Origin of the sequence: Methylobacterium oryzisoli (genome assembly GCF_046557895.1) — a bacterium.
Lineage (GTDB): Bacteria > Pseudomonadota > Alphaproteobacteria > Rhizobiales > Beijerinckiaceae > Methylobacterium > Methylobacterium oryzisoli.
The window spans coordinates 72,190-91,926 of the sequence record NZ_JBKIBX010000001.1 but is presented as its reverse complement, the minus strand read 5'-3'; the positions used below and the strand labels follow the sequence as shown (position 1 = coordinate 91,926).

General features: G+C 72.8%; 21 protein-coding genes. 9 read left to right on the top strand and 12 right to left on the bottom strand.

The features are described from left to right. Positions 1 to 7: 7 nt before the first annotated feature. The 8 genes from ACKUB9_RS00445 to ACKUB9_RS00410 form a co-directional block, all read right to left on the bottom strand. Positions 8 to 1,843: an AMP-dependent synthetase/ligase gene (locus ACKUB9_RS00445; protein WP_407518590.1), complete on the bottom strand. Its 1,836-nt coding sequence runs from the start codon at positions 1,841 to 1,843 to the stop codon at positions 8 to 10. Next, positions 1,840 to 2,649, bottom strand: a complete 810-nt coding sequence (locus ACKUB9_RS00440; protein ID WP_407518589.1) for an ABC transporter ATP-binding protein — start codon at positions 2,647 to 2,649, stop codon at positions 1,840 to 1,842. Before ACKUB9_RS00440 ends, ACKUB9_RS00445 begins: the two co-directional genes overlap by 4 nt. Continuing rightward, on the bottom strand, positions 2,646 to 3,851 hold the full coding sequence (locus tag ACKUB9_RS00435) for an ABC transporter substrate-binding protein (protein WP_407518588.1): 1,206 nt from the start codon (positions 3,849 to 3,851) through the stop codon (positions 2,646 to 2,648). The genes ACKUB9_RS00440 and ACKUB9_RS00435 overlap by 4 nt, the downstream gene beginning before the upstream one ends. Before the next feature lie 27 nt (positions 3,852 to 3,878). Then, positions 3,879 to 4,481 (bottom strand): branched-chain amino acid ABC transporter permease, encoded by a 603-nt coding sequence (locus ACKUB9_RS00430; RefSeq protein WP_410825730.1) that lies wholly within the window; start codon positions 4,479 to 4,481, stop codon positions 3,879 to 3,881. Beyond that, a complete protein-coding gene (locus ACKUB9_RS00425) occupies positions 4,478 to 5,017 on the bottom strand; it encodes a branched-chain amino acid ABC transporter permease (RefSeq protein ID WP_410825728.1) in 540 nt (179 codons plus the stop codon). Before ACKUB9_RS00425 ends, ACKUB9_RS00430 begins: the two co-directional genes overlap by 4 nt. Next, a complete protein-coding gene (locus tag ACKUB9_RS00420) occupies positions 5,017 to 5,904 on the bottom strand; it encodes a branched-chain amino acid ABC transporter permease (protein ID WP_407518586.1) in 888 nt (295 codons plus the stop codon). The genes ACKUB9_RS00425 and ACKUB9_RS00420 overlap by 1 nt, the downstream gene beginning before the upstream one ends. Beyond that, complete coding sequence (locus tag ACKUB9_RS00415; protein ID WP_407518585.1) at positions 5,904 to 6,776, bottom strand: ABC transporter ATP-binding protein; 873 nt, start codon at positions 6,774 to 6,776, stop codon at positions 5,904 to 5,906. Before ACKUB9_RS00415 ends, ACKUB9_RS00420 begins: the two co-directional genes overlap by 1 nt. 95 nt (positions 6,777 to 6,871) lie before the next feature. Further along, on the bottom strand, positions 6,872 to 7,645 hold the full coding sequence (locus ACKUB9_RS00410) for a FadR/GntR family transcriptional regulator (RefSeq protein WP_407518584.1): 774 nt from the start codon (positions 7,643 to 7,645) through the stop codon (positions 6,872 to 6,874). Between the two features lie 269 nt (positions 7,646 to 7,914). Here ACKUB9_RS00410 and ACKUB9_RS00405 point away from each other — a divergent pair, with 269 nt between their 5' ends. The 6 genes from ACKUB9_RS00405 (at position 7,915) to ACKUB9_RS00380 (ending at position 13,120) form a co-directional block, all read left to right on the top strand. Beyond that, on the top strand, positions 7,915 to 9,045 hold the full coding sequence (locus ACKUB9_RS00405; protein WP_407518583.1) for an acyl-CoA dehydrogenase family protein: 1,131 nt from the start codon (positions 7,915 to 7,917) through the stop codon (positions 9,043 to 9,045). A gap of 104 nt (positions 9,046 to 9,149) precedes the next feature. After that, positions 9,150 to 9,530: a DUF6152 family protein gene (locus ACKUB9_RS00400; RefSeq protein ID WP_407518582.1), complete on the top strand. Its 381-nt coding sequence runs from the start codon at positions 9,150 to 9,152 to the stop codon at positions 9,528 to 9,530. After that, entirely contained in the window at positions 9,530 to 9,991 is a 462-nt protein-coding gene (locus tag ACKUB9_RS00395; protein WP_407518581.1) for a DUF2214 domain-containing protein, read from the top strand. Before ACKUB9_RS00400 ends, ACKUB9_RS00395 begins: the two co-directional genes overlap by 1 nt. 43 nt (positions 9,992 to 10,034) lie before the next feature. Then, on the top strand, positions 10,035 to 11,228 hold the full coding sequence (locus tag ACKUB9_RS00390; protein WP_407518580.1) for a multidrug effflux MFS transporter: 1,194 nt from the start codon (positions 10,035 to 10,037) through the stop codon (positions 11,226 to 11,228). Between the two features lie 108 nt (positions 11,229 to 11,336). Next, positions 11,337 to 12,479: a threonine synthase gene (locus ACKUB9_RS00385; RefSeq protein WP_407518579.1), complete on the top strand. Its 1,143-nt coding sequence runs from the start codon at positions 11,337 to 11,339 to the stop codon at positions 12,477 to 12,479. Between the two features lie 11 nt (positions 12,480 to 12,490). Next, on the top strand, positions 12,491 to 13,120 hold the full coding sequence (locus tag ACKUB9_RS00380) for a helix-turn-helix transcriptional regulator (RefSeq protein ID WP_407518578.1): 630 nt from the start codon (positions 12,491 to 12,493) through the stop codon (positions 13,118 to 13,120). Between the two features lie 16 nt (positions 13,121 to 13,136). Here ACKUB9_RS00380 and ACKUB9_RS00375 read toward each other — a convergent pair whose 3' ends face one another. From ACKUB9_RS00375 to ACKUB9_RS00365, 3 genes are read right to left on the bottom strand one after another with little or no spacing between them, the layout of a single operon-like run. Next, entirely contained in the window at positions 13,137 to 13,514 is a 378-nt protein-coding gene (locus ACKUB9_RS00375) for a VOC family protein (protein WP_407518577.1), read from the bottom strand. Between the two features lie 52 nt (positions 13,515 to 13,566). Next, the gene (locus ACKUB9_RS00370) at positions 13,567 to 14,415 is read right to left on the bottom strand and encodes a 2-keto-4-pentenoate hydratase (protein ID WP_407518576.1); all 849 of its coding nucleotides are present in this window, start codon (positions 14,413 to 14,415) and stop codon (positions 13,567 to 13,569) included. A gap of 35 nt (positions 14,416 to 14,450) precedes the next feature. Then, on the bottom strand, positions 14,451 to 15,737 hold the full coding sequence (locus ACKUB9_RS00365) for a class I SAM-dependent methyltransferase (RefSeq protein WP_407518575.1): 1,287 nt from the start codon (positions 15,735 to 15,737) through the stop codon (positions 14,451 to 14,453). Positions 15,738 to 15,907: 170 nt separating this feature from the next. Here ACKUB9_RS00365 and ACKUB9_RS00360 point away from each other — a divergent pair, with 170 nt between their 5' ends. From ACKUB9_RS00360 to ACKUB9_RS00350, 3 genes are all read left to right on the top strand, one after another. Then, complete coding sequence (locus ACKUB9_RS00360) at positions 15,908 to 17,551, top strand: acyl-CoA dehydrogenase family protein (RefSeq protein ID WP_407518574.1); 1,644 nt, start codon at positions 15,908 to 15,910, stop codon at positions 17,549 to 17,551. Positions 17,552 to 17,611: 60 nt separating this feature from the next. Next, positions 17,612 to 18,658 carry an AI-2E family transporter gene (locus tag ACKUB9_RS00355; RefSeq protein ID WP_407518573.1) on the top strand — a complete coding sequence of 349 codons (1,047 nt, stop codon included), beginning with the start codon at positions 17,612 to 17,614 and terminating at the stop codon, positions 18,656 to 18,658. A 78-nt stretch (positions 18,659 to 18,736) separates the two neighbouring features. Beyond that, a complete protein-coding gene (locus ACKUB9_RS00350) occupies positions 18,737 to 19,285 on the top strand; it encodes a hypothetical protein (protein ID WP_410822670.1) in 549 nt (182 codons plus the stop codon). 3 nt (positions 19,286 to 19,288) lie between these two features. Here ACKUB9_RS00350 and ACKUB9_RS00345 read toward each other — a convergent pair whose 3' ends face one another. Next, complete coding sequence (locus tag ACKUB9_RS00345; protein WP_407518571.1) at positions 19,289 to 19,702, bottom strand: cupin domain-containing protein; 414 nt, start codon at positions 19,700 to 19,702, stop codon at positions 19,289 to 19,291. Positions 19,703 to 19,737 lie beyond the last annotated feature (35 nt).

Here is a 19,737-nt window from a genome sequence, read left to right as displayed (position 1 = left end):
TCGTCGCTCACGCCGCGTAGAGGCCGCGGATCTCCTCGGCGTACTTGGTCTGGATGGTGGCGCGGCGCACCTTCATGGTCGCCGTCACCTCGTCGTCGTCGTGGTCGAGTTCCTTGGCCAGCAGGTGGAAGCGCCGGACCTGGGACACCGGGGCGAGTTGCCCGTTCGCCGCCGCAACCTCGCCGTCGATCAGCGCGCGCACCCGCGGGTGCTCGGCGAGGCTGCGGAAATGCGTGAAGGTGATGCCCTGCGCCTCCGCCCACTGGCCCACCGTCTCGGCGTCGATCTGGATCAGGGCCGAGACGTACTTGCGGCCCTCGCCGATCACGATGCATTCCTTGACGTAGGGGCTCGCCTTCACGGTGTTCTCGATCTCGGAGGGGCTGAGGTTCTTGCCGCCGGCCGTGATCATGATGTCCTTGAGCCGGTCGACGATGCGCCACTGGCCCTCGACCTGCTCGGCCACGTCGCCGGTGCGCAGGAAGCCGTCCGGCGTGAAGGCGGCCCGGGTCGCCTCCTCGTTGCGGTAGTAGCCGACGAAGACCGTGTCGCCGCGGGCGAGCAGTTCGCCGTCCGGGCCGCGCGCGAGCTCGACCCCGTGGGCGGCCGGCCCGACGCAGAGCGGCACCACCGCGCCGACCCGCTGGCAGGCGGCGATGCCGGAAGTCTCGGTCGCCCCGTAGGCCTCCACGAGCGGCACACCGAGGGTGCGGAAGAAGCGCACGATCCGGGCCGGGATCGGGGCCGCGCCGGTCATCGCGACGTGCACGCGGCGCAGGCCGATGAAGTTCTGCAGCGCCCGGAAGACCAGCGCGTACCACAGCCCGAAGGTGAGGCGCTGGGCGAGCGTGCGGCGCGCCCGCGGCACCTCCGCGAAGGGCTCGCAGGCGCGCAGGGCCCGCTCGAACAGCGCGAGCCGCCAGCCCCCGGCCTCGGCGAGCTTCATGGTGATGGCCGCGTGCAGCTTTTCCCAGATCCGCGGCACGCCGAGGAAGACCGTGGGGGCAACCTCGCGCAGGTCCTCCTGCACGGTGCGCAGCGACTCGCCGAAACTCACCTGCGACCCGCGGTAGATCGGCCCCATCGTGGTCAGCATCTGCTCGGCCACGTGGCAGAGCGGCAGGTAGGAGAGGTGGATGCTGTCGCGGTCGAGCCCGATCCGCTCCGCGATCACGAGCGCCTGCGCCCGGATGTTGCGGTAGCTCAGCATCGCGCCCTTGGGTTTGCCCGTCGAGCCCGAGGTGTAGATCATCAGCCCGATGTCGGAGAGATCTTGGCGGGCCAGCACCTCCTCCACGAGGCGAGGATGCGCCGCGCCGAAGGCCCGCCCGGCCTCCTCCAGGGCCGCGAAGGTGAGGACGAAGTCGGGCGGGTAGGCGCGCGCGCCCTTGGTCTCCATCACCACGACGCGGCGGAGCGCCGGCAGCTCGTGGTGGCGCTCCAGCACCTTGTCGACCTGCTCCTGGTCCTCGCAGACCACGATCTCGGCCTGCGCGTGGCCGAGCACGTAAGCGACCTCGCCCGCCGGGCTCGTCGGGTAGACGCCCACCGTCACCGCGCCGACGAGGCCGGCGCCGAGCTGGGCCAGCACCCACTCGACCCGGTTCTCGGACAGCACCGCCACGTGGCCGCCCGCGGCCAGGCCCAGCGCCCGCAGGCCGAGGCCGGCGGCCTCCGCCCGTGCCGCGTAGGTCGCCCAGGTCACCGGGTGCCAGATGCCGAAATCCTTCTGGCGGATCGCCACGCGGTCGGGCTGGCGGCGCGCCTGCTCGCGCAGCATCTGGGGCAGGGTGAGATCGGGCAGGGTCAGGCCGGGCCGGCCCCCCGCGGGGGACGCGGTCACGAGAGCCACCTCTTCCGCCGCTTGTAGTGCTTCACGTCCCGGAAGCTCCGGCCCTGCCCGGCGGCGCCGAGCCCGAGGTAGAACTCGCGCACGTCGGCGTCGTGCATCAGCCGCTCCACCGGGCCGTCGATGACGATCTTGCCGGTCTCCATGATGTAGGCGTAGTGCGAGACCGCGAAGGCGACCGCTGCGTTCTGCTCCACGAGCAGCATGGCGGTGCCCTGCTCGCGGTTGATGCGGGCGATGATGGAAAAGATCTCTTCGACCAGGATCGGCGAGAGGCCGAGCGAGGGCTCGTCGAGGAGGATCAGCTGCGGCGCGGCGATCAGCGCACGGCCGATCGCCAGCATCTGCTGCTCGCCCCCCGACAGGTAGCCGGCGAGGCTGGAACGGCGCTCGAACAGGCGCGGGAAGTAGGCGTAGACGAGGTCGAAGCCTTCGGCCGGCCGGCGCCCGGGCCGCGCGAAGGTCGCGGCGGTGAGATTGTCCTCGACGCTCAGGTCCTCGAAGATCCGCCGCCCCTCCATGACGTGGAAGAGGCCGCGCCGCACCAGCGCGTGGGGCGCCAGCGCCGCCACGTCCTGTCCGTCGAAGCGGATCGCGCCCCCCGTCACCGCCCCGTCCTCGATCTCGAGCAGGCGCGAGACCGCCTTGAGCGTGGTGGACTTGCCCGCCCCGTTGGAGCCGAGCAGCGCCACCACCTGGCCGCGCGGCACCGCGAGCGAGAGGCCGCGCAGCACCTGCACGGTCTTGTTGTAGATGACCTCGATGTTGGCGACGTCGAGGATCGGGCCGGCCGCGCTCATCCGGCATCCTTGCCGAGGCGGATCCAGTCGCCCTGGCCGATCATGCGCTTCTGGCCAGCGTCGTAGCGGTAGATCCGCCCGACCGGGAAGGTGTTGCCCGCGAGCGTGATCGGCACCCCGATGATCCCGCCGGTGTCGAAGTCCTTGAGGGTGGTGAGCGCGGCCTTCAGGTTGGGGGCGGTCAGCTCCTGGCCCGCCGCGAGCGTGCGCTTGGCGCATTCGCAGAAGAGCATCGCGGTGAGGAAGCCCTGCATGTAGGCGGTGGACTGGTACTCCGGCCGCATCGCCCGGATCTTCTGCAGCATCGGCGCATCGGGCGCCTCGTCGTAGTAGTAGCGGTAGGGCATCACCCCCATGAACCCGTCCGCGGGCTCGCCGACCCGCGTCCAGATCGAGTTGTCCATCGACCAGAAGGTGCCCATGAACTTGGTCTTGAGGCCGAGCTGCTTGGCTTGGCTCATGAACTCGGGCAGCGGCGCCAGGATGTAGCCGTGGAAGAGGGTGAAGTCCGGGTTGGCGCGGCGCAGCTTCAGCACCTCGGTGGACACGTCGACGGAGGTCGGCGGGGTGACGATCTTGGTGGCGATGGGCAGCTTGAGCTTGGCCGCCATCGCCTCCGTGGCGGCGATCGGGTCGCGGCCGAACTCGGTGTCGGAGTTGACCAGCGCGATCCGGGCGCCCGGCTGCGTCTTGGCGATGTATTCGAGCAGGACGCCGATCATCTCGGAATAGTCCGGCCCGGCGATGAACTGGTTCGGGTAGGCCTTCGGGTTGTTCAGCTCGGAGGCGAAGGAGGCACCCGCCATGATCATCGTGTTCTTGCGGTTCAGCTCCGGGTTGATCGCCTTCGCGAAGCCGGTGGAATCGCTGTAGTAGAAGCTGACCGGGTTGGAGCCGGTGATCTTGTTGAAGACCGCGACCGACTGGTCGACCTTGTAGGCCGTGTCCTCCGGGATGTAGCGGACCTTGCGGCCCTGGATGCCGCCGGCCTCGTTGATGATCTTCACGTAGTCGGCGATGCCGTCGTTGATGCCGATGCCCGCGAAGGCGAAGACGCCGGTGATCGGGATCGAGCCGCCGATGACGATCTCGCCCGCCTGGGCGCGGGCCGGCGAGAGGCCGGCGAGCAGGCCCGTCCCGGCCACGCCCGCCGCGAGGGCCTGGCGTCGGGTGATCGCGGTGGTCGTCAGCGTGGTCGACATGGCGTTGCGTCTCCTCCGGTTCGTTGGTCAGGTTCTGAAGGGCCACAGGTGGAAGAAGCGGCGGATGCGGCGCCAGATCTCGGCCAGCCCATGCGGCTCGAAGATCAGGAAGCCGATGATGAGCAGGCCGAACACCACGGTGCGCACCGGCGAGAGGATCGCCACGGCGTTGGGCAGCCAGGGCGAGGCGAGGCCCACCGCGAGCTTGAGCACCTCCGGCACCATCGTCATGAAGGCGGCGCCCAGGATGCCGCCGAGGATCGTGCCCATGCCGCCGACGATCACCGCGGCGAGGAAGAAGATCGAGTAGACGAGCGGGAAGCTCTCGGGCGTGATCGAGCGGAAGAAGTAGGCGAAGAGCCCGCCCGCCAGCCCCGCGTAGAAGGCCGAGAGGCCGAAGCTCATCAGCTTGTAGCGCAGGAGCGGGATGCCGAGGATCTCGGCCGAGATGTCCCGGTCGCGGATCGCGATGAAGGCCCGGCCGATCCGGGTGCGGAAGAGGTTGGCGGCGGCCAGCACCGACAGGCCGGCGAGCGGCAGGATCACCCAGTAGAGCGCGGCCGGCCGCGCCAGTTCGATCCCGAGGATCCGGGCCGGGGGCACGCTGAGCCCGGCGATGCCCCCCGTCACCGCGCTCCAGTTCTGGAAGACGAANCCCCCCCCGCCAGTTCGATCCCGAGGATCCGGGCCGGGGGCACGCTGAGCCCGGCGATGCCCCCCGTCACCGCGCTCCAGTTCTGGAAGACGAAGTGCAGGATGAACGAGGCCGCGATGGTGGCGATGGCGAGGTAGAGCCCCTTCACCCGCAGGCTCGGCAGCCCGACGAGGACGCCGACGCCCGCCGCCATCAGCCCCCCGCCCAGCAGGTTGAGGAGGAAGGGCGCGCCGAGGCGGATCTCCATCAGGGCCGCCGTGTAGGCGCCCACCCCCATGAAGGCCGCGTGCCCGAGGCTCACGAGGCCGGTGAAGCCGGTGAGGATGTTGAGCCCCGTGGTCGCGATGACGTGGATGGCGACGAGGCAGGCGAGGTAGAGCCAGTAGTCGTCGGCGACGAAGGGCAGGGCGACGAGCAGCGCCGCGCCGAGGCCGAGCCACGCGCGCTGCACGGGCGTGTCGAACAGCGCGTGGTCGGCCGCGTAGGAGGTCTTGAGGGCGCCGATCCGCATCAGAGCCGCTCGATCTCGGCGGTGCCGAACAGCCCGTAGGGCCGCACGATGAGGACGGCCAGCAGCAGGCTGAAGGTCGCCACGATCTTGTACTCCCCGCCCAGGAAGGTGCCGGACCACGCTTCGAGCAGGCCGACGACGAGCCCGCCCACAAGGGCGCCCGCCACCGAATCGAGCCCGCCGACGATCACCACCACCAGGGCCGAGAGGCCGAAGACGCCCATCGTCGGCGAGATGCCGCCGATCGCGCCGACGAGGATGCCGGCGGCCGCCGCCGCGACCCCGGCGAGCGCCCAGGCGGCGGAAAACACCTTCGGCACGTCGATGCCGCAGGAATAGGCCGCCGCCTGATCGGCCGCGGTGGCGCGCAGCGCCACGCCCCCGCGCCAGGTGCGGAAGGCGGCGAGGAAGCCCGCGATGACGAGGCAGGCCACCCCGAACCCGACCGCGATCTTGCGCGATACGTACGCCTCACCGAGAAAGACCGGGGCCGAGCCGATGAAGTCGGGCAGCTGCGTCGGGCTGGGCGACCAGATGATCTCGACCAGGCCGACCAGCACCGAGCCGAGCCCGATCGTCACCATGAAGATCGAGATCGGGCTCTCGCCGAGCATCGGCCGGATGATCGCGCGCTCGATGACCGCGCCGAGCAGGCCCCCGCCCGCGAGCGCGAGCAGGATCGCCCCCCAGGCCGGCAGGCCGAACCCAGCCGCGAAGGCGAAGAACAGGTAGGCGCCCACCATCAGCATCTCGCCGATGGCGAGGTTCACCACCCGGGTCGCCTTGTAGATCAGCACGAAGGCGAGCCCGGTGAGCGCGAGCAGCGCCCCGGAGCCCAGGCCCGCCAGCGTCACCTCCGCGAAGAAGAGCGGGTCGAATTCTTCCATCAGGCCGCCTCCCGCCCCTCGATGCGGGCGCGCAGCGCCCCGACATCGCCCGCGCCGAGATAGGCCCGGATCACCTCCTCGTTGCCCGTCACCTCGGCGGGGCGCCCGCGCGCGATCACCTGCCCGAAATTGAGCACCACGACGTGGTCGGAGATGTCCATGACGAGCCCCATGTCGTGCTCGACCATCAGGATCGTGGTGCCCCACTCCTCCTTCACGTCGAGGATGAAGCGGGCCATGTCCTCGGTCTCCTCGCGGTTCATGCCGGCCACGGGCTCGTCCAGCATCAGCAGGCGCGGGCGCATGGCGAGGGCGCGTGCGAGCTCGACCCGCTTGCGCAGGCCGTAGGCGAGCGAGGCGACCGGCTGGTGGCGGATGTGGTTGAGGTCGAGGAAGTCGATCACCCGCTCCTCGATCTCGGACCGGATCTCGATCTCCTCCCGGCGCGCCCGGCCCCAGTAGAGGAGCGCGTCGAGGAGGTTCGTGCGCATGTGGACGTGGCGGCCGAGCTTGATGTTGTCGAGCACGGTCATGCCGCGGAAGAGCGCGATGTTCTGGAAGGTGCGCGCGAGCCCGCGCCGGGCGCGCGCCGGGGGATGCAGCCGGCCGATCTCCTCGCCCTCGAAGGCGATCGATCCGTCCTGCGGCCGGTAGAAGCCCGAGATGCAGTTGAACAGCGAGGTCTTGCCGGCCCCGTTCGGGCCGATCACCGCGGTGATGGAGCCGGGCGCCACGTCGAAGGAGACGCCGGTGAGGACCTTGAGGCCGCCGAAGCGCAGCGACAGCCCCGCCACCGCGAGGCTCGGCGCCGCCTCGGGGGACGGCGCGCCCGCGGGCGTCCTTTCGGGGTGCGGGGCCACCTGTGGTCCCATCTCGGTCCCTCCCTGGGCCGCCCCCGCGCGGTTCCTCCGCGTCTGAGCCTGCGGCCTCGTCGTCTCGCGCCCCGCCTCAAGCGGCGCGCCAGTCCTCAGTACGGCGCCCGCAGGGCGTGGCGGGCGAAGACGCGCTCGACCGGCTCGTCGAGGTCGCGCCCGGCCCGCTCGAAGCCCTTGCGCCAGTCCGCCACGTGGCGCGCCATCCAGAGCGCGGCGCCCGCCGCATCGCGGGCCTTCAGCGCCTCGATGAGGTGGCGGTGGGCCGCGACCATCCGGGCCGCGCCCTCGGGCACGCGCCGGCAGATCATCTCGGTGGTGGGGAAGAACAGCAGCCCGGCGGGCTCGCGCGCGAGGTCGAGCACGCGGTTGCGCGACGCCTTGCTCATGAGCGAGTGGAACTGCGAATCGAGTTCGGCGAGCCGGGCCGGATCGTCGAGCGCCTGCTCGGCCCGGGCCTGGTTCTCTTCGAGGGCGGCGATGGCCGCGGCGTCGGCGTTCTCGGCCGCCTGCTCGGCCGCCGCGATCTCCAGCACCCGGGCGGTGGCCCAGAGTTCGCGGAAGGTGACCTCGTGCAGGATCAGGGCGCGGCTCACCCGCGAGGAGAGGCCGCTGTAGCGCGGCAGGCTGGCGTAGAGGCGGCGGTCGCCCCCGCGCTGCACCAGACCGCCCTGTTCGAGCATCCGGATCGCCTCGCGGACGGTGGAGCGGTTCACCCCGAACTGGCGGCAGAGCGCGGCCTCGGTGCCGACGCCGTCCCCGGGCCGCAGGCGGCCGGACAGGATCTCCCGCTCGATCGCCTCCGCCACGAGGTGGCAGGCGGAGGCGACCTCGACCCTCTCGAAACGGTCCTCTGCGGCAGCCAGCACGGGCCTGCTCCGGTCGTCCTGCCCCAACGGCTAGCGAGTTTGTCGGACAAGCACAAGGGATGGCAGCGGCAGTTGAGTGAATTGTGTCCGACAAAGGTCTGGCGGGATTCGCCCGCTTCTGCTCAACTCGCTCGCGCGAAGGCGCCTGCCGGGTTCGTTCCGGCAAAGCAGTCCGGCCCGATCGCGCGGGGCGCCGGCTCTTGCGTTAAGATCCGGCCCGCGAACACGAGAGGCGGATCCCACCGCCTCCCAGGGGAGACGAGGGCCCGATGCTGACCGACGACCAGATCCTGATCCGCGACACCGCCCGCAGCTTCGCGCAGGAGCGCCTCAAGCCGTTCTCGGCCGAATGGGACCGCACCGGCACCTTCCCGCGCGAGGCGATCCGGGAGATGGGGCAGCTCGGCTTCATGGGCATGCTGGTGCCCGAGGAGCATGGCGGCGCGGCCACCGACCACGTCGCCTATGCGCTCGCCATCGAGGAGGTGGCGGCGGGCGACGGCGCGGTCTCGACCGTCATGAGCGTGCACAACTCGGTCGGGTGCATGCCGATCCTGAAGTTCGGCAGCGACGACCAGAAGCGGCGGTTCCTCGATCCGCTCGCCCGCGGCGAGATGCTCGGCGCCTTCTGCCTCACGGAGCCGGGCGCCGGCTCGGACGCCGCCGCCCTCAAGACCCGCGCCCGCCGCGTCGGCAACCGCTGGGTGCTCTCGGGCACCAAGCAGTTCATCACCTCGGGCAAGAACGCCGACGTGGCGATCGTCTTCGCGGTCACCGACCCGGAGGCGGGCAAGAAGGGTATTTCGGCCTTCATCGTGCCGACGGCGACGCCCGGCTACGGCGTGGCGCGCCTGGAGCACAAGCTCGGCCAGCGCTGCTCGGACACCGCCCAGATCGTGTTCGAGGAGATGGAGCTGACCCCCGACCTGATGCTCGGCCAGGAGGGCGAGGGCCTGCGGATCGCGCTGTCGAACCTGGAGGGCGGGCGCATCGGCATCGCCGCCCAGGCGGTGGGCATGGCGCGGGCGGCCTTCGAGGCCGCACTGGCCTATGCGGGCGAGCGCGAGACCTTCGGGCAGAAACTCACCGCGCATCAGGCGGTCGCCTTCCGGCTCGCCGACATGGCGACCCGGATCGAGGCGGCGCGCCTCCTCGTGCTCAACGCCGCGCGCCTGCGCGATGCCGGCCAGCCCTGCCTCAAGGAGGCGGCGATGGCCAAGCTCTTCGCCTCCGAGATGGCCGAGCAGGTCTGCTCGGACGCCATCCAGGTCCACGGCGGCTACGGCTACCTCGCCGATTACCCGGTCGAGCAGATCTACCGCGACGTGCGCGTCTGCCAGATCTACGAGGGCACGAGCGACGTGCAGCGCATCGTGATCAGCCGCGCGCTCACCACCTGACAGGGGTGATCCGCGGCGGGGGCCGCAGCCGCGCGGCCCGGACTGCACTAGGTTATCCCGGGGCCCCTGCCGCGCGGCGGGGCCGCACGGACCGGGAGGCTTCCATGATCACGCACATCCTCTCACGGCGGCGAGCGCTGGCGGCGCTCGGCCTCGCCGCGCTCCTGCCCGCGGCGGCGGCGGCCCATCACGGCTGGGCCGGCTACGGCAGCGAGGATTTCTCGCTCACGGGCACCGTCGAGGGCGCGACGCTCGGCAACCCGCACGGGGTGGTCAAGGTGCGGGCCGCGGACGGGGTCTGGGACGTGGTGCTCGGGCCGCCGTCGAACCAGCGCCGCGCCGGCCTCACCGAAGACCTCGTCCCGGCGGGCGCCGCGGTGACGGCCTACGGCCACCGCCACCTCGACCCCGGCCGCCGCGAGATGAAGACCGAGCGGCTCGTGGTGGCCGGGCGCACCTTCGACATCTATCCCGACCGGCTGTGATGGGCGAGGCGGCGGCGTGGCTTCAGGCCACCGCCCTGGCGCAGACCCTGCGGGCGAGCGCGTGGATCTACCCGCTCGTCAACCTGGCGCACGTGGTGGGGATCGCGCTCCTGTTCGGCGCGATCACGGCGCTCGACCTGCGCCTCCTCGGGCTGTGGCGCGGCCTGCCGCTGGAGACGGTGGCGCGCCCGCTCGTGCCGGTGGCGGGGGCGGGGCTGGGTCTCGCCCTGGCGACGGGACCGCTGCTCCTCATCGTGCAGGCGGTGGACTACGCCGCCAACCCGCTCCTCTACGTGAAGTTCGCGGCGATCGCCGTGGGGCTCGTCAATATCGGGCTGCTGCACCGGTGGGCGGCGTGGCGCACCGGGGCGGGCGGCACGCGCCTGCGCGCGGCCGGGCTCGTATCCCTGGCGAGCTGGCTCGGGGCGATCGCGGCCGGCCGCCTCATCGCCTATTGGTGATCCTTCCCCCGCCGGCCAAGAAACCCTCAGGCCCATCGACCCCGTGACGACGCCCTCCCCCCTCCCGAGTTCCCCGACGCCCCGCCCTGCCCCGCTCTGGCTCCTCGTCGCCGTCACCATGACCGGCACTGTGGCGCTGCACATCTTCGTGCCCGCCCTCGCGGCGGCCGCCGTCGATCTCGGCACCACGCCGACCGAGATGCAGCTCACCATCACCCTCTACCTCGTCGGGCTGGCGGGCGGGCAGCTCGTCTACGGGCCGCTCTCCGACCGGTTCGGCCGCCGCCCGGTGCTGCTGGCGGGCCTGGGCCTCTACCTGCTCGGGCTCCTCCTGGCGATTCCGGCCCAGCGCATCGACGTGCTGGTGGCGGCGCGCGTCCTGCAGTCGCTCGGCGCCTGCGGCTCCCTGGTGATCGGACGCGCGATGGTGCGCGACGTCTCCACCAGCGCGGATGCGGCGCGCAAGATCGCCATCCTGACCATGGCCATGACCCTGACGCCCGCCCTCGCGCCGGCGATCGGCGGCCTCCTCAACGACGCCTTCGGCTGGCGGGCGGTGTTCGTGGCGCTCGCCGGCCTCGTCGCCGTGCTGACGGGGATCGTGCTCGTCGCGCTGCCCGAGACCAACCGCTACCCCACGGCGCTGCCCGGCCTCGGCGCCATCCTGGCGGCCTATCTGCGGCTGCTGCGCCACCCGGTCTTCCGTGCCTACACGGTGGCGGGCGCCTGCGCGGGCACCAGCCTCTACGCCTTCCTGGCGGTCGCGCCCTTCCTGCTCGTCGGCCGCCTCGGGCGCTCCGCGCAGGAGGTCGGCTTCGACTGCCTGCTCGTCGTCCTCGGCATGGTGGCGGGCGCCTCGCTGGCGACCCGGCTCGCCCGGCGCGTCCCGATCCGGCGCGCGGCGCGGGCCGGCAACCTGATCTGCCTCGCGGGCGCCGCGCTGCTGCTCCTCGTCGACCAAGCCGGCTGGCTCGGCGTGGCGAGCCTGCTCGGGCCGCTCCTCCTCTACGCGGTGGGCGTGGGCCTGCTCGGGCCCAACGCGGTGGCCGGGCTGATGAACGTCGACCCGCACGCCGCCGGCTCCGCGTCGAGCCTCTACGGCTTCCTGCAGATGGCCTTCGGGGCCGTGTTCACCCTGGTGGTCGCCTCCTGGCACGACACCTCGGCGACCCCGCTCGCCGTGACGCTGCTGGCTGCCGCCCTGCTCGCGGCCCTGGCGCTCAGGCGGGCGACGTGAGCCGCCGGCCTCCCGGCCGCACCGCGCCCGATATATAGACAAATCATCTGATATCAGACAATCTGCCCAGCATCGATCCGATCAGGCGCTCACGCGGGAGGCCGAACGATGTCCGAGGCGCGCTACACCGACCCCGTGAGCGGAACACTCTACCCGCTCGATCAGCCCCGCTGGTGCTCGGACGAGCGCCGGCCGCTCCTCGTCACGCCGGGGCGGGGCCTTTCACGCGACGAGATCGAGCGCGGAACCCGGTCGCTCTGGCGCTTCCGCGCGGCGCTGCCCCTCGCCATCCCAGACCCGATCAGCCTGGGCGAGGGCTGCACGCCCGCGGTCGAGCGGCCCTGGGGCGACCTGCGCCCGGTCTTCAAGCTCGAATGGTTCAACCCGACCGGCAGCTTCAAGGACCGCGGCACCTCGGTGATGCTGTCGTATCTCCGGCAGCACGGCATCGACGCGGTGCTGGAGGACAGTTCGGGCAACGGCGGTTCCTCGGTCGCCGGCTACGGCGCGGCGGGCGGCCTGGGCGTCAAGATCCTGGCGCCCGCCTCCACCTCGCCGGCCAAGATCGCCCAGGTGCGCGCCTACGGGGCCGCGGTGCAGCTGGTCGAGGGGCCGCGCGAGGAATCCGAGGCCGAGGCGATCCGGCAGGCGGACCGCACCTTCTACGCGAGCCACAACTGGCAGGCCTTCTTCCTCGAAGGCACCAAGTCCCTCGCCTACGAGATCTGGGAGGATCTCGGCTACGCGGCGCCGGACAACGTCATCATGCCGGTCGGCGCGGGGAGCAGCCTGCTCGGCTGCGCCTTCGGCTTCCGGGAATTGCTGCGGGCGGGCCAGATCGCGCGGCTGCCGCGGCTCTTCGCGGCCCAGCCGCTCGCCTGCTCGCCCATCGACGCGAGCTTCCGGGCCGGCCTCGACACGCCCGTGCCACGGCCGGTCGCGCCGACCATCGCGGAGGGCACGGCCATCCGGCGCCCGCTGCGGCTGCGCGAGATCATCGGGGCGCTGCGCGAGAGCGGCGGCGCCACGGTCGCGCTCACCGAGGACGAGATCGCGAACGCCCTGCGGCGGCTCGCGCGGCAGGGCCTGTTCGCGGAGCCGACCTGCGCCAGCGCGGCGGCGGCCCTCGACAAGCTGGCGGGCGCCGGCGTCATCCGGGCGGGCGAGACCACCGTGGTGATCGTCACCGGGACCGGGCTGAAGGCCGCCACGGCGGTGGCGGACCTCGTGCAGGAGGGACCACGGCCATGAGGAGCCTACCCATGGCGGACCCGCGCGACGCCGCCCGGGCCGCCCTGTTCGAGCAGCTCGGGCAGATCGCCCAGGGGCTCGGCGAGACCTTCGCGCCGTTCTGCGAGGTGGTGCTGCACGACCTCACCGATCCGGCGCAGGCGATCCTGGCGATCCACAACAACCTGTCCGGGCGCGCGGTGGGCGAGCCCGCCACGGAACTCGGCCTCGCCCGCATCGCCGACCCGGACTACCCGCAGGTCGTCGCCAACTACGCGAACGTCTTCGCGGACGGCCGGCAGGCCAAGAGCACCTCGATCGGCATCAAGGACCAGGACGGCGCCTACGTGGCGGCGCTCTGCCTCAACATCGACCTGACCCTTTTTCAGGCGCTCCAGGGCATGGTCGGCCAGTTCGCCCGCACCGCCGCGCCGGGCGGGCGCGAGAGCCTCGCGCCGGTCGGGGCCGACGCGATCCGGACGCGCATCGACGATTTCGCCGCGCGCCGCGCCACCACGCCCCGCGCCCTGAAGGCGGAGGAGCGGCGGGACCTGCTGCGCGACCTCAAGGCGGAGGGCTGCCTGGAGGTGAGGCGCGCGGCCGAGATCATCGCGGCCCATCTCGGGGTGTCGCGGGCGACGGTCTACGCCGATACGAAGTGAAGTCTCGGCCCGCCTCTCACGCCGCCGCGTGGGTCACCGCCTCGATCTTGTTCCCGTCCGGGTCGCGCACGAAGGCGCCGTAATAGTGGGCGTCGTAATGTGGGCGCAGGCCCGGCGCGCCGTCCTCCTGGCCGCCGTGGCGCAGCGCGAGGCGGTGGAACTCCTGCACCATGCCGCGGTCGCGGGCGAGGAAGGCCACGTGGGCGCCGTTCCCGGGCGTGGCGGGGCGGCCGTCCACCGGGGTCACGAGGCTGAACAGGATGTCACTGACGCCGTAATGGGCGCCCGCCGCGTCCTGCTTGATCAGCCGCAGGCCGAGCAGCGCGAGGACCGGATCGTAGAACGCGCGCGAGCGCGCGATGTCGCTGGTGCCGAACGAGACATGGTGGATCACCGCATACCCCCTGGCGCGCGTGGTCCGCGCCAGGATGCGGCATCGCTCCCGGTCAGGCCAGGGTGAGGCTGAGGCCCGGCAGCGGCAGGCCGGAGAGCCGCGTGGTCCAGGTCTCGCCCGGAGCCACGGGCAGCGCGCGGGTCAGCGTGCCGGTCGAGACGATCTCGCCGGCCGCGAGCGGCGGGCCGTCCGGGTCCGCCGCCAGGATCCCGACGAGGTGGCGCAGGGCCGTGAGCGGCCCGCCGCCCAGCACCTCGGCGGCCGACCCCTCGTCCGCCACGACGCCGTCGCGCAGGAGCGTGACCGTGAAGGCCGACAGGCTCTCGCGCCACGCCGCTTCCGTGCCGGGCGTGACCGCGCTCGGCGGCCCGACCAGCAGGGCGCCGTGGAGCCCGAAGGCCGCCACCGTGTCGGCGGCGGTGAAGCGCCAGCCCGGATAGAGCGACTGCACGATCTCGAAGCCGTGCGCGACGAAGGCCACGCAGCCGAGGAGCGCCGCCTCGTCCATGCCGGGCTCCGGCGCCCGCGCGAGGCCGAAGACGATCTCGGGCTCGATGCGCGGCTCGGCCATCGCGCCGAGGTCGAACGGACGCTCGTCCGGCAGGGACTGCGAGGTCGTGTCGTAGACGGTGCTCCAGATCGGTGCGCGCACGCCGTGCTCGTCCCACATCCGCGTGTTCGTGAAGCCGATCTTGCGCCCGACCGGGCGCTCGCCCCGCGCCTCGCGCGCCCGGCGCACGGCCCGCGCGACCCGGTAGGCCGCGGCCAGGGAGGGCAGCGCCCCCGCCCGCTCCAGCGAGGCGATCCGGCGCCGCCCGTCCAGCGCCGCCAGCACCCGGCTGGCGGTCGTCCCGACCGCGCCGGTCGCCTCGACCGCGTCCCGCGCCTCACCCTCCCCCATTTCGTCCTCTCCCCGAAACCCGAAAAACCCGGTCCTCAGGCGTCGGCCATCGCGGGGGTGGCGGTCAAGGCGGCTTCGCGCGCCGCCAGGTGCGCCTCGCCCTTCGCGATGTAGCCGCGCGTGAGGGGCACGGCGTCGTTGCGCCGGGCGAGCTGGACCTGGAACACCACCACGTCCTCGTACCGGAAGGCGGCCTCGCAGCTCGCGAGGTACCAGTCCCACATCCGGCAGAAGCGCTCGCCGTAGAGGCGCCGCGCCGTGTCGGACTGCGCCAGGAACCGCTCCCGCCACGCGGCGAGCGTGCGGGCGTAGTGCAGCCGGAGCACCTCGATGTCGGTGACGATCAGGCCGGAGCGCTCGATCGCCGGCACCATCTCGGACAGGGTCGGCAGGTGGCCGCCCGGGAAGATGTAGCGGGTGATCCAGGGATTGGTCGGGTAGGGCGCGCCCGTGCGCCCGATCGTGTGCAGCAGCATCACGCCCTCCTCCGCGAGCCGCGCCCGGGCGCGATCGAAGAAGGTGGCGTAGTCGGGCCGCCCGACATGCTCGAACATGCCCACCGAGACGATCCGGTCGAAGCTGCCCCGCGTGCTTCGGAAATCCTCCAGGGCGAAGCGCACCCGGCCAGCGAGGCCGCGCGCCTCGGCCTGCGCGCGGGCCCGCGCGAGCTGCCGGCCCGACAGCGTGATGCCGCGCACCTCCTCGCAGCCGGCCACTGTCGCGAGGTAGAGCGCGAGGCCGCCCCAGCCGCAGCCGATGTCGAGGACGCGCTGGCCCGGCCCGGCGAGGAGCTTGGCGGCGATGTGGCGCATCTTGGCGCGCTGCGCCGCCGCGAGGTCGTCGCCCTCCGTCTCGTAATAGGCGCAGGAATACTGCCACGCCTCGTCGAGGAAGAGCGCGTAGAGGCGCTCGTCCGCCTCGTAATGGTGCGCCACGTTGCGCCGGGCGCGCGCGGGCGTGTTGCCGAATCCGACGCGCCGCACCAGCCCGCGCAGGGCCGCCATGACGGGCACGGTGGCGACCGGCGCCACGCCGCGGCTGCGCGCCAAGAGGACCGTGAGCAGGTCGGGCAGCGTGCCGCTGTCGAGGACGATCCGACCCTCCGTGTACAACTCGCCGAGCTTGAGTTCGGGGTCGAGCAGGAGGGCGCAGGCCGCCGCCCCGTCGCGCAGGCGCAGGGTCACCTGCGGGCCGCCGCCGTCGCCGGCCGTGAGGCGTCGTCCGTCGGGCGCCACGATGGTGAGGCGGCCGGCGAGCGGGACGGCGCGCAACTGGCGGTCGACCACCCGCCCGACCAGGGCCGTCAGGGGACGGCTTGGCATGCGAAGGCAGTCCTCGATACGGCTTGCCGCACGACGGGTTCGTGCGTGAAGCTCGCTGCCCCCGGCCCGCATCATACGACGGACGGGATCGTGCCGCTGCGACGTTTGTTCCCCGCGGCGCAGGGCGCGCGGGGCGGGCGGGACGGCATCGAGCGACGGAGACCTCCGGCATGACCGCCTACAAGCCGCGCACGACCCTGGCGACGCACGAGGTCGTCAACCAGCCCGCCCCGCTGGAGGACGTGAACCTCTTCACCGGGGACCGGCTGCTCACCGGTCTGGTGGCGCGGGCCGGGGCCGAGGGGCATGCGGCGCACCTCGCCGCCTTCGGCGCCCGCGTCGGCAGCGCCGAGGCGGCGGCGCTCGGCGCGCAGGCCAACCGCCATCCCCCGGTGCTGGCGGCCTTCGACCGCTACGGCCGGCGCATCGACGAGGTCGAGTTCCATCCCGCCTACCACGCCCTGATGGCGATGGGGCTGGAGGCGGGCGTGTCCGCCCGAGCCTGGACGCACCCGCAGGGCGGCCACGTCGCGCATGCGGCGCTGCTCTTCCTGATGTCGCAGGCCGAGAGCGGCGTGACCTGCCCGATGTCGATGACCTACGCGGCCGTGGCGGCGCTGCGCCACGCGCCCGGGCTGGCCGAACCGTGGCTCTCGGGCGCGCTCGGCGCGGCCTACGATCCCCGGGTGCTGCCGCCCGAGCGCAAGCGCGCCCTCACCCTCGGCATGGCGATGACCGAGAAGCAGGGCGGGTCGGACGTGCGGGCCAACACCACGCGGGCGGCGCCCGCGGGCGACGGGCTCTCCGCGCTCACCGGTCACAAGTGGTTCTGCTCGGCCCCGATGAGCGACGCCTTCCTGACGCTCGCCCACGCGGAGGGCGGCCTGACCTGCTTCCTCGTCCCGCGCTGGCGGCCGGACGGCGAGCGCAACGCCATCGAGATCCAGCGGCTGAAGGACAAGCTCGGCGACCGGGCCAACGCCTCCGCGGAGATCGAGTACCGGGGGGCGCTGGCGTGGCGCCTCGGGGAGGAGGGGCGCGGCGTGCCCACCATCATCGCGATGGTCAACCACACCCGCCTCGACTGCGCGGCCGGCGCCGCGAGCCTGATGCGTCAGAGCCTGTCGCTCGCCATCCGCCACGCGGAGGGCCGCAGCGTCTTTCAGCGCCGCCTCGTCGCGCAGCCCCTGATGGAGCAGGTGCTGGCCGGCCTCGCGGTCGAGGTCGAGGGCCACATGGCGCTGACCTTCCGCGCCGCGCAGGCCCTCGACGGCGCCCTCGCGGGCGATACCGGGGAGGCCGCGCTGGCGCGCCTGCTGATCCCGCTCGCCAAGTACTGGGTGACGAAGCGCTGCCCGGTGGTCGTCGCGGAGGCGATGGAGGTGCAGGGCGGCGCGGGCTTCATCGAGGAGGGGCCGATGGCGCGGCTCTTCCGGGCCTCCCCCCTCAACGCGATCTGGGAGGGGTCGGGCAACGTCATCGCCCTCGACCTGATGCGGGCCTTCGGGCGGGACGCGGACGCCTTCGCGCACTTGCGCGCGCATCTCGCGCCGCTGCGCGACCTCGGCGCGGCGGCGGACGCGCTGCTCGCGCGCGCCGACCCGCGCCGGCTCGCCGACGAGCGCCACGCGCGGGCGCTCGCCGAGACGCTCGGCGTGCTCTCGGCCGCGCGCGCCCTCCAGGCCTGGGACCGGGCCGACACGGCGGCAGCCCTCCTCGCCGGGCGGGAGGCCCTCACCTTCGGGGCCGGCCCCCTGCAGGGCGAGGCCCGGGCCATCATGGAGCACGCGCGCCTCGCGGACGGTGCCGGATGATCCTGCGCGACTGGCCCGCCGAGGAGTAGAACGAGACCCCCTCTGCACCAGAGTCCCGCCATGCTCGATTCCCGACCGCCCGCCCCGCCGCCCGCCGCCCTCGCGGCCTCCCCGCGGATCGAGATCGCCGCGCAGGTGCTGGCCGCCCTGGCGCTCCTCGGCGCGCTGCAGTTCCACCTGCTCTCCGCGCTCTTCGCCGGGCTCCTCGTCTACGAGCTGGTCTGCCTGCTCGCCCCCACCCGCGAGGGCGGCTTCGTCCACCACCACACGGCCAAGATCATCGTCGTCGCGCTGCTGGCGACCCTGGTGATCGCGCTGGTCGGGGCGGCGATCCTGGGCCTCATCGCCCTGCTGTCGGACCGCTCGGACAACCTGTCGGTGCTGCTGCAGAAGATGGCCGAGGTGATCGAGACCGTGCGCAGCCACCTGCCGCCCTGGATCGTCAGCTCGCTCCCCGACGAGCCCACCGAACTGCGGGTAGCGGCCGTGGCGTGGCTGCGCGAGCATGCCGGGCAGCTGCGCTCCGTCGGCCAGGACGTCTGGCGCGCCCTGTTCCACATCGTGTTCGGCATGGTGATCGGCGGCATGATCGCGGTGAGCCGCGAGATCGGGCCGGTGGAGCGCGGCCCGCTGGTGCAGGCGCTGAGCGAGCGCGCCCGCCGGCTCGGGGCGGCATTCCGCGACGTGGTGTTCGCGCAGGTGCGGATCTCGGCCATCAACACCGCGCTCACGGCGATCTACCTGCTGGTGGTCGTGCCCTGGCTCGGCATCGCCCTGCCGCTCACCAAGACCATGGTGGTGATCACCTTCGTGGCCGGGCTCCTGCCGGTGGTCGGCAACCTGATCTCCAACACGGTGATCGTGCTGGTGAGCCTCAGCGTGTCGCCCCTCCTGGCGGCGGGCTCGCTCGCCTTCCTGGTGATCATCCACAAGCTGGAATACTTCATCAACGCCCGGGTGATGGGCGGTCACATCCAGGCGCGGGCCTGGGAGCTGCTCCTCGCCATCCTGGTGATGGAGGCGCTGTTCGGGATCCCCGGCGTGGTGGCGGCGCCGGTCTACTACGCGTACCTGAAGCGGGAACTGGCGGCGCGGCGCCTGATCTGACCCGTGTGATCGGGCCGGGGGTGCATCCGGCAGGCCGGGCGTGTAGGACGAGAGCATCCGGACCGACGAGCCGACCCGATGACCGAACCCTTCGCCCGTCCCCTGCCCCGCCGCCTCGCCGAGGCGGCGCTCCCGGTCGCCCTCGCGACGCTGGCGAGCGGCGTCTTCGCGTGCGCCGCGCCGTTCGCGGCCGTGGCGGCCTACGCGGCCCTGGTGCTGCCCCGCCGCGACGGCCTCGCGGCCGTGCTCCTCGCGTGGCTCGCCAATCAGGCGGTCGGCTTCGGCCTCCTCGGCTACCCGCACGACCCGTCGACGCTGGCCTGGGGCCTCGCCCTCGCGGCGGCCGCCCTCCTCGCCTGGGGTGCGGCCGGAGCCGTGGCGCGGGCCGCGCGGGGCCGCACGGTCGCGGTCGCCGTCGCGGCGCTCGCCGCCGGCTTCGCGGCCTACGAGGCGGCCCTGCTGGCGGCCGGCCTCGTGCTGCCGGGCGGCGGTCTCGCCGCCTTCACGCCGGCGGTGGTGGCCCGCCTTTTTCTCATCGACCTCGCCGCCCTGGCCGCGATGGCGCTGCTGCGCATCGCCGCCGGGGCCGGCGCACGGGCGATCACCCGCAAGGCGCCCGCAGCCTGAGCTTCAGGGGATCGGCGTGGTGAGCACCGTCTCCGCCGTGTCCACGACGAAGACGGCGAGGAGGCGCGCCGGTTCGGTGTCGCTCGCATTGGCGCTGACGGCGTGGCGGTCGCCCGGGTTCTCGGTGAAGTGCTCGCCCGCCCGGTAGGTCCGCACCGGCCCGTCATTGACCTGGCTGCGGATCGCACCCTGCAGCACCGTGGCGGTGATGAAGGCGCTCGGCGCGTGCGTGTGGGCCGGGGAGGAGCCGCCCGGCCCGTAGGCGACCAGCACGCCCCGCAGGCTCTTACCGGGCACGTTCGGAATCGCGTGGTCGAACACCACCGTGATCGTGGCGGTCGCGGCAGCGTCGTGCGCAAGGGCGCTGGCGCCGGAGAGGGCGGCCAGCACGACCGCGCGGGTGAGAATCCTGATCATGACGGTGTCTCGCGGCTAGGGGGATATGGCGCGGA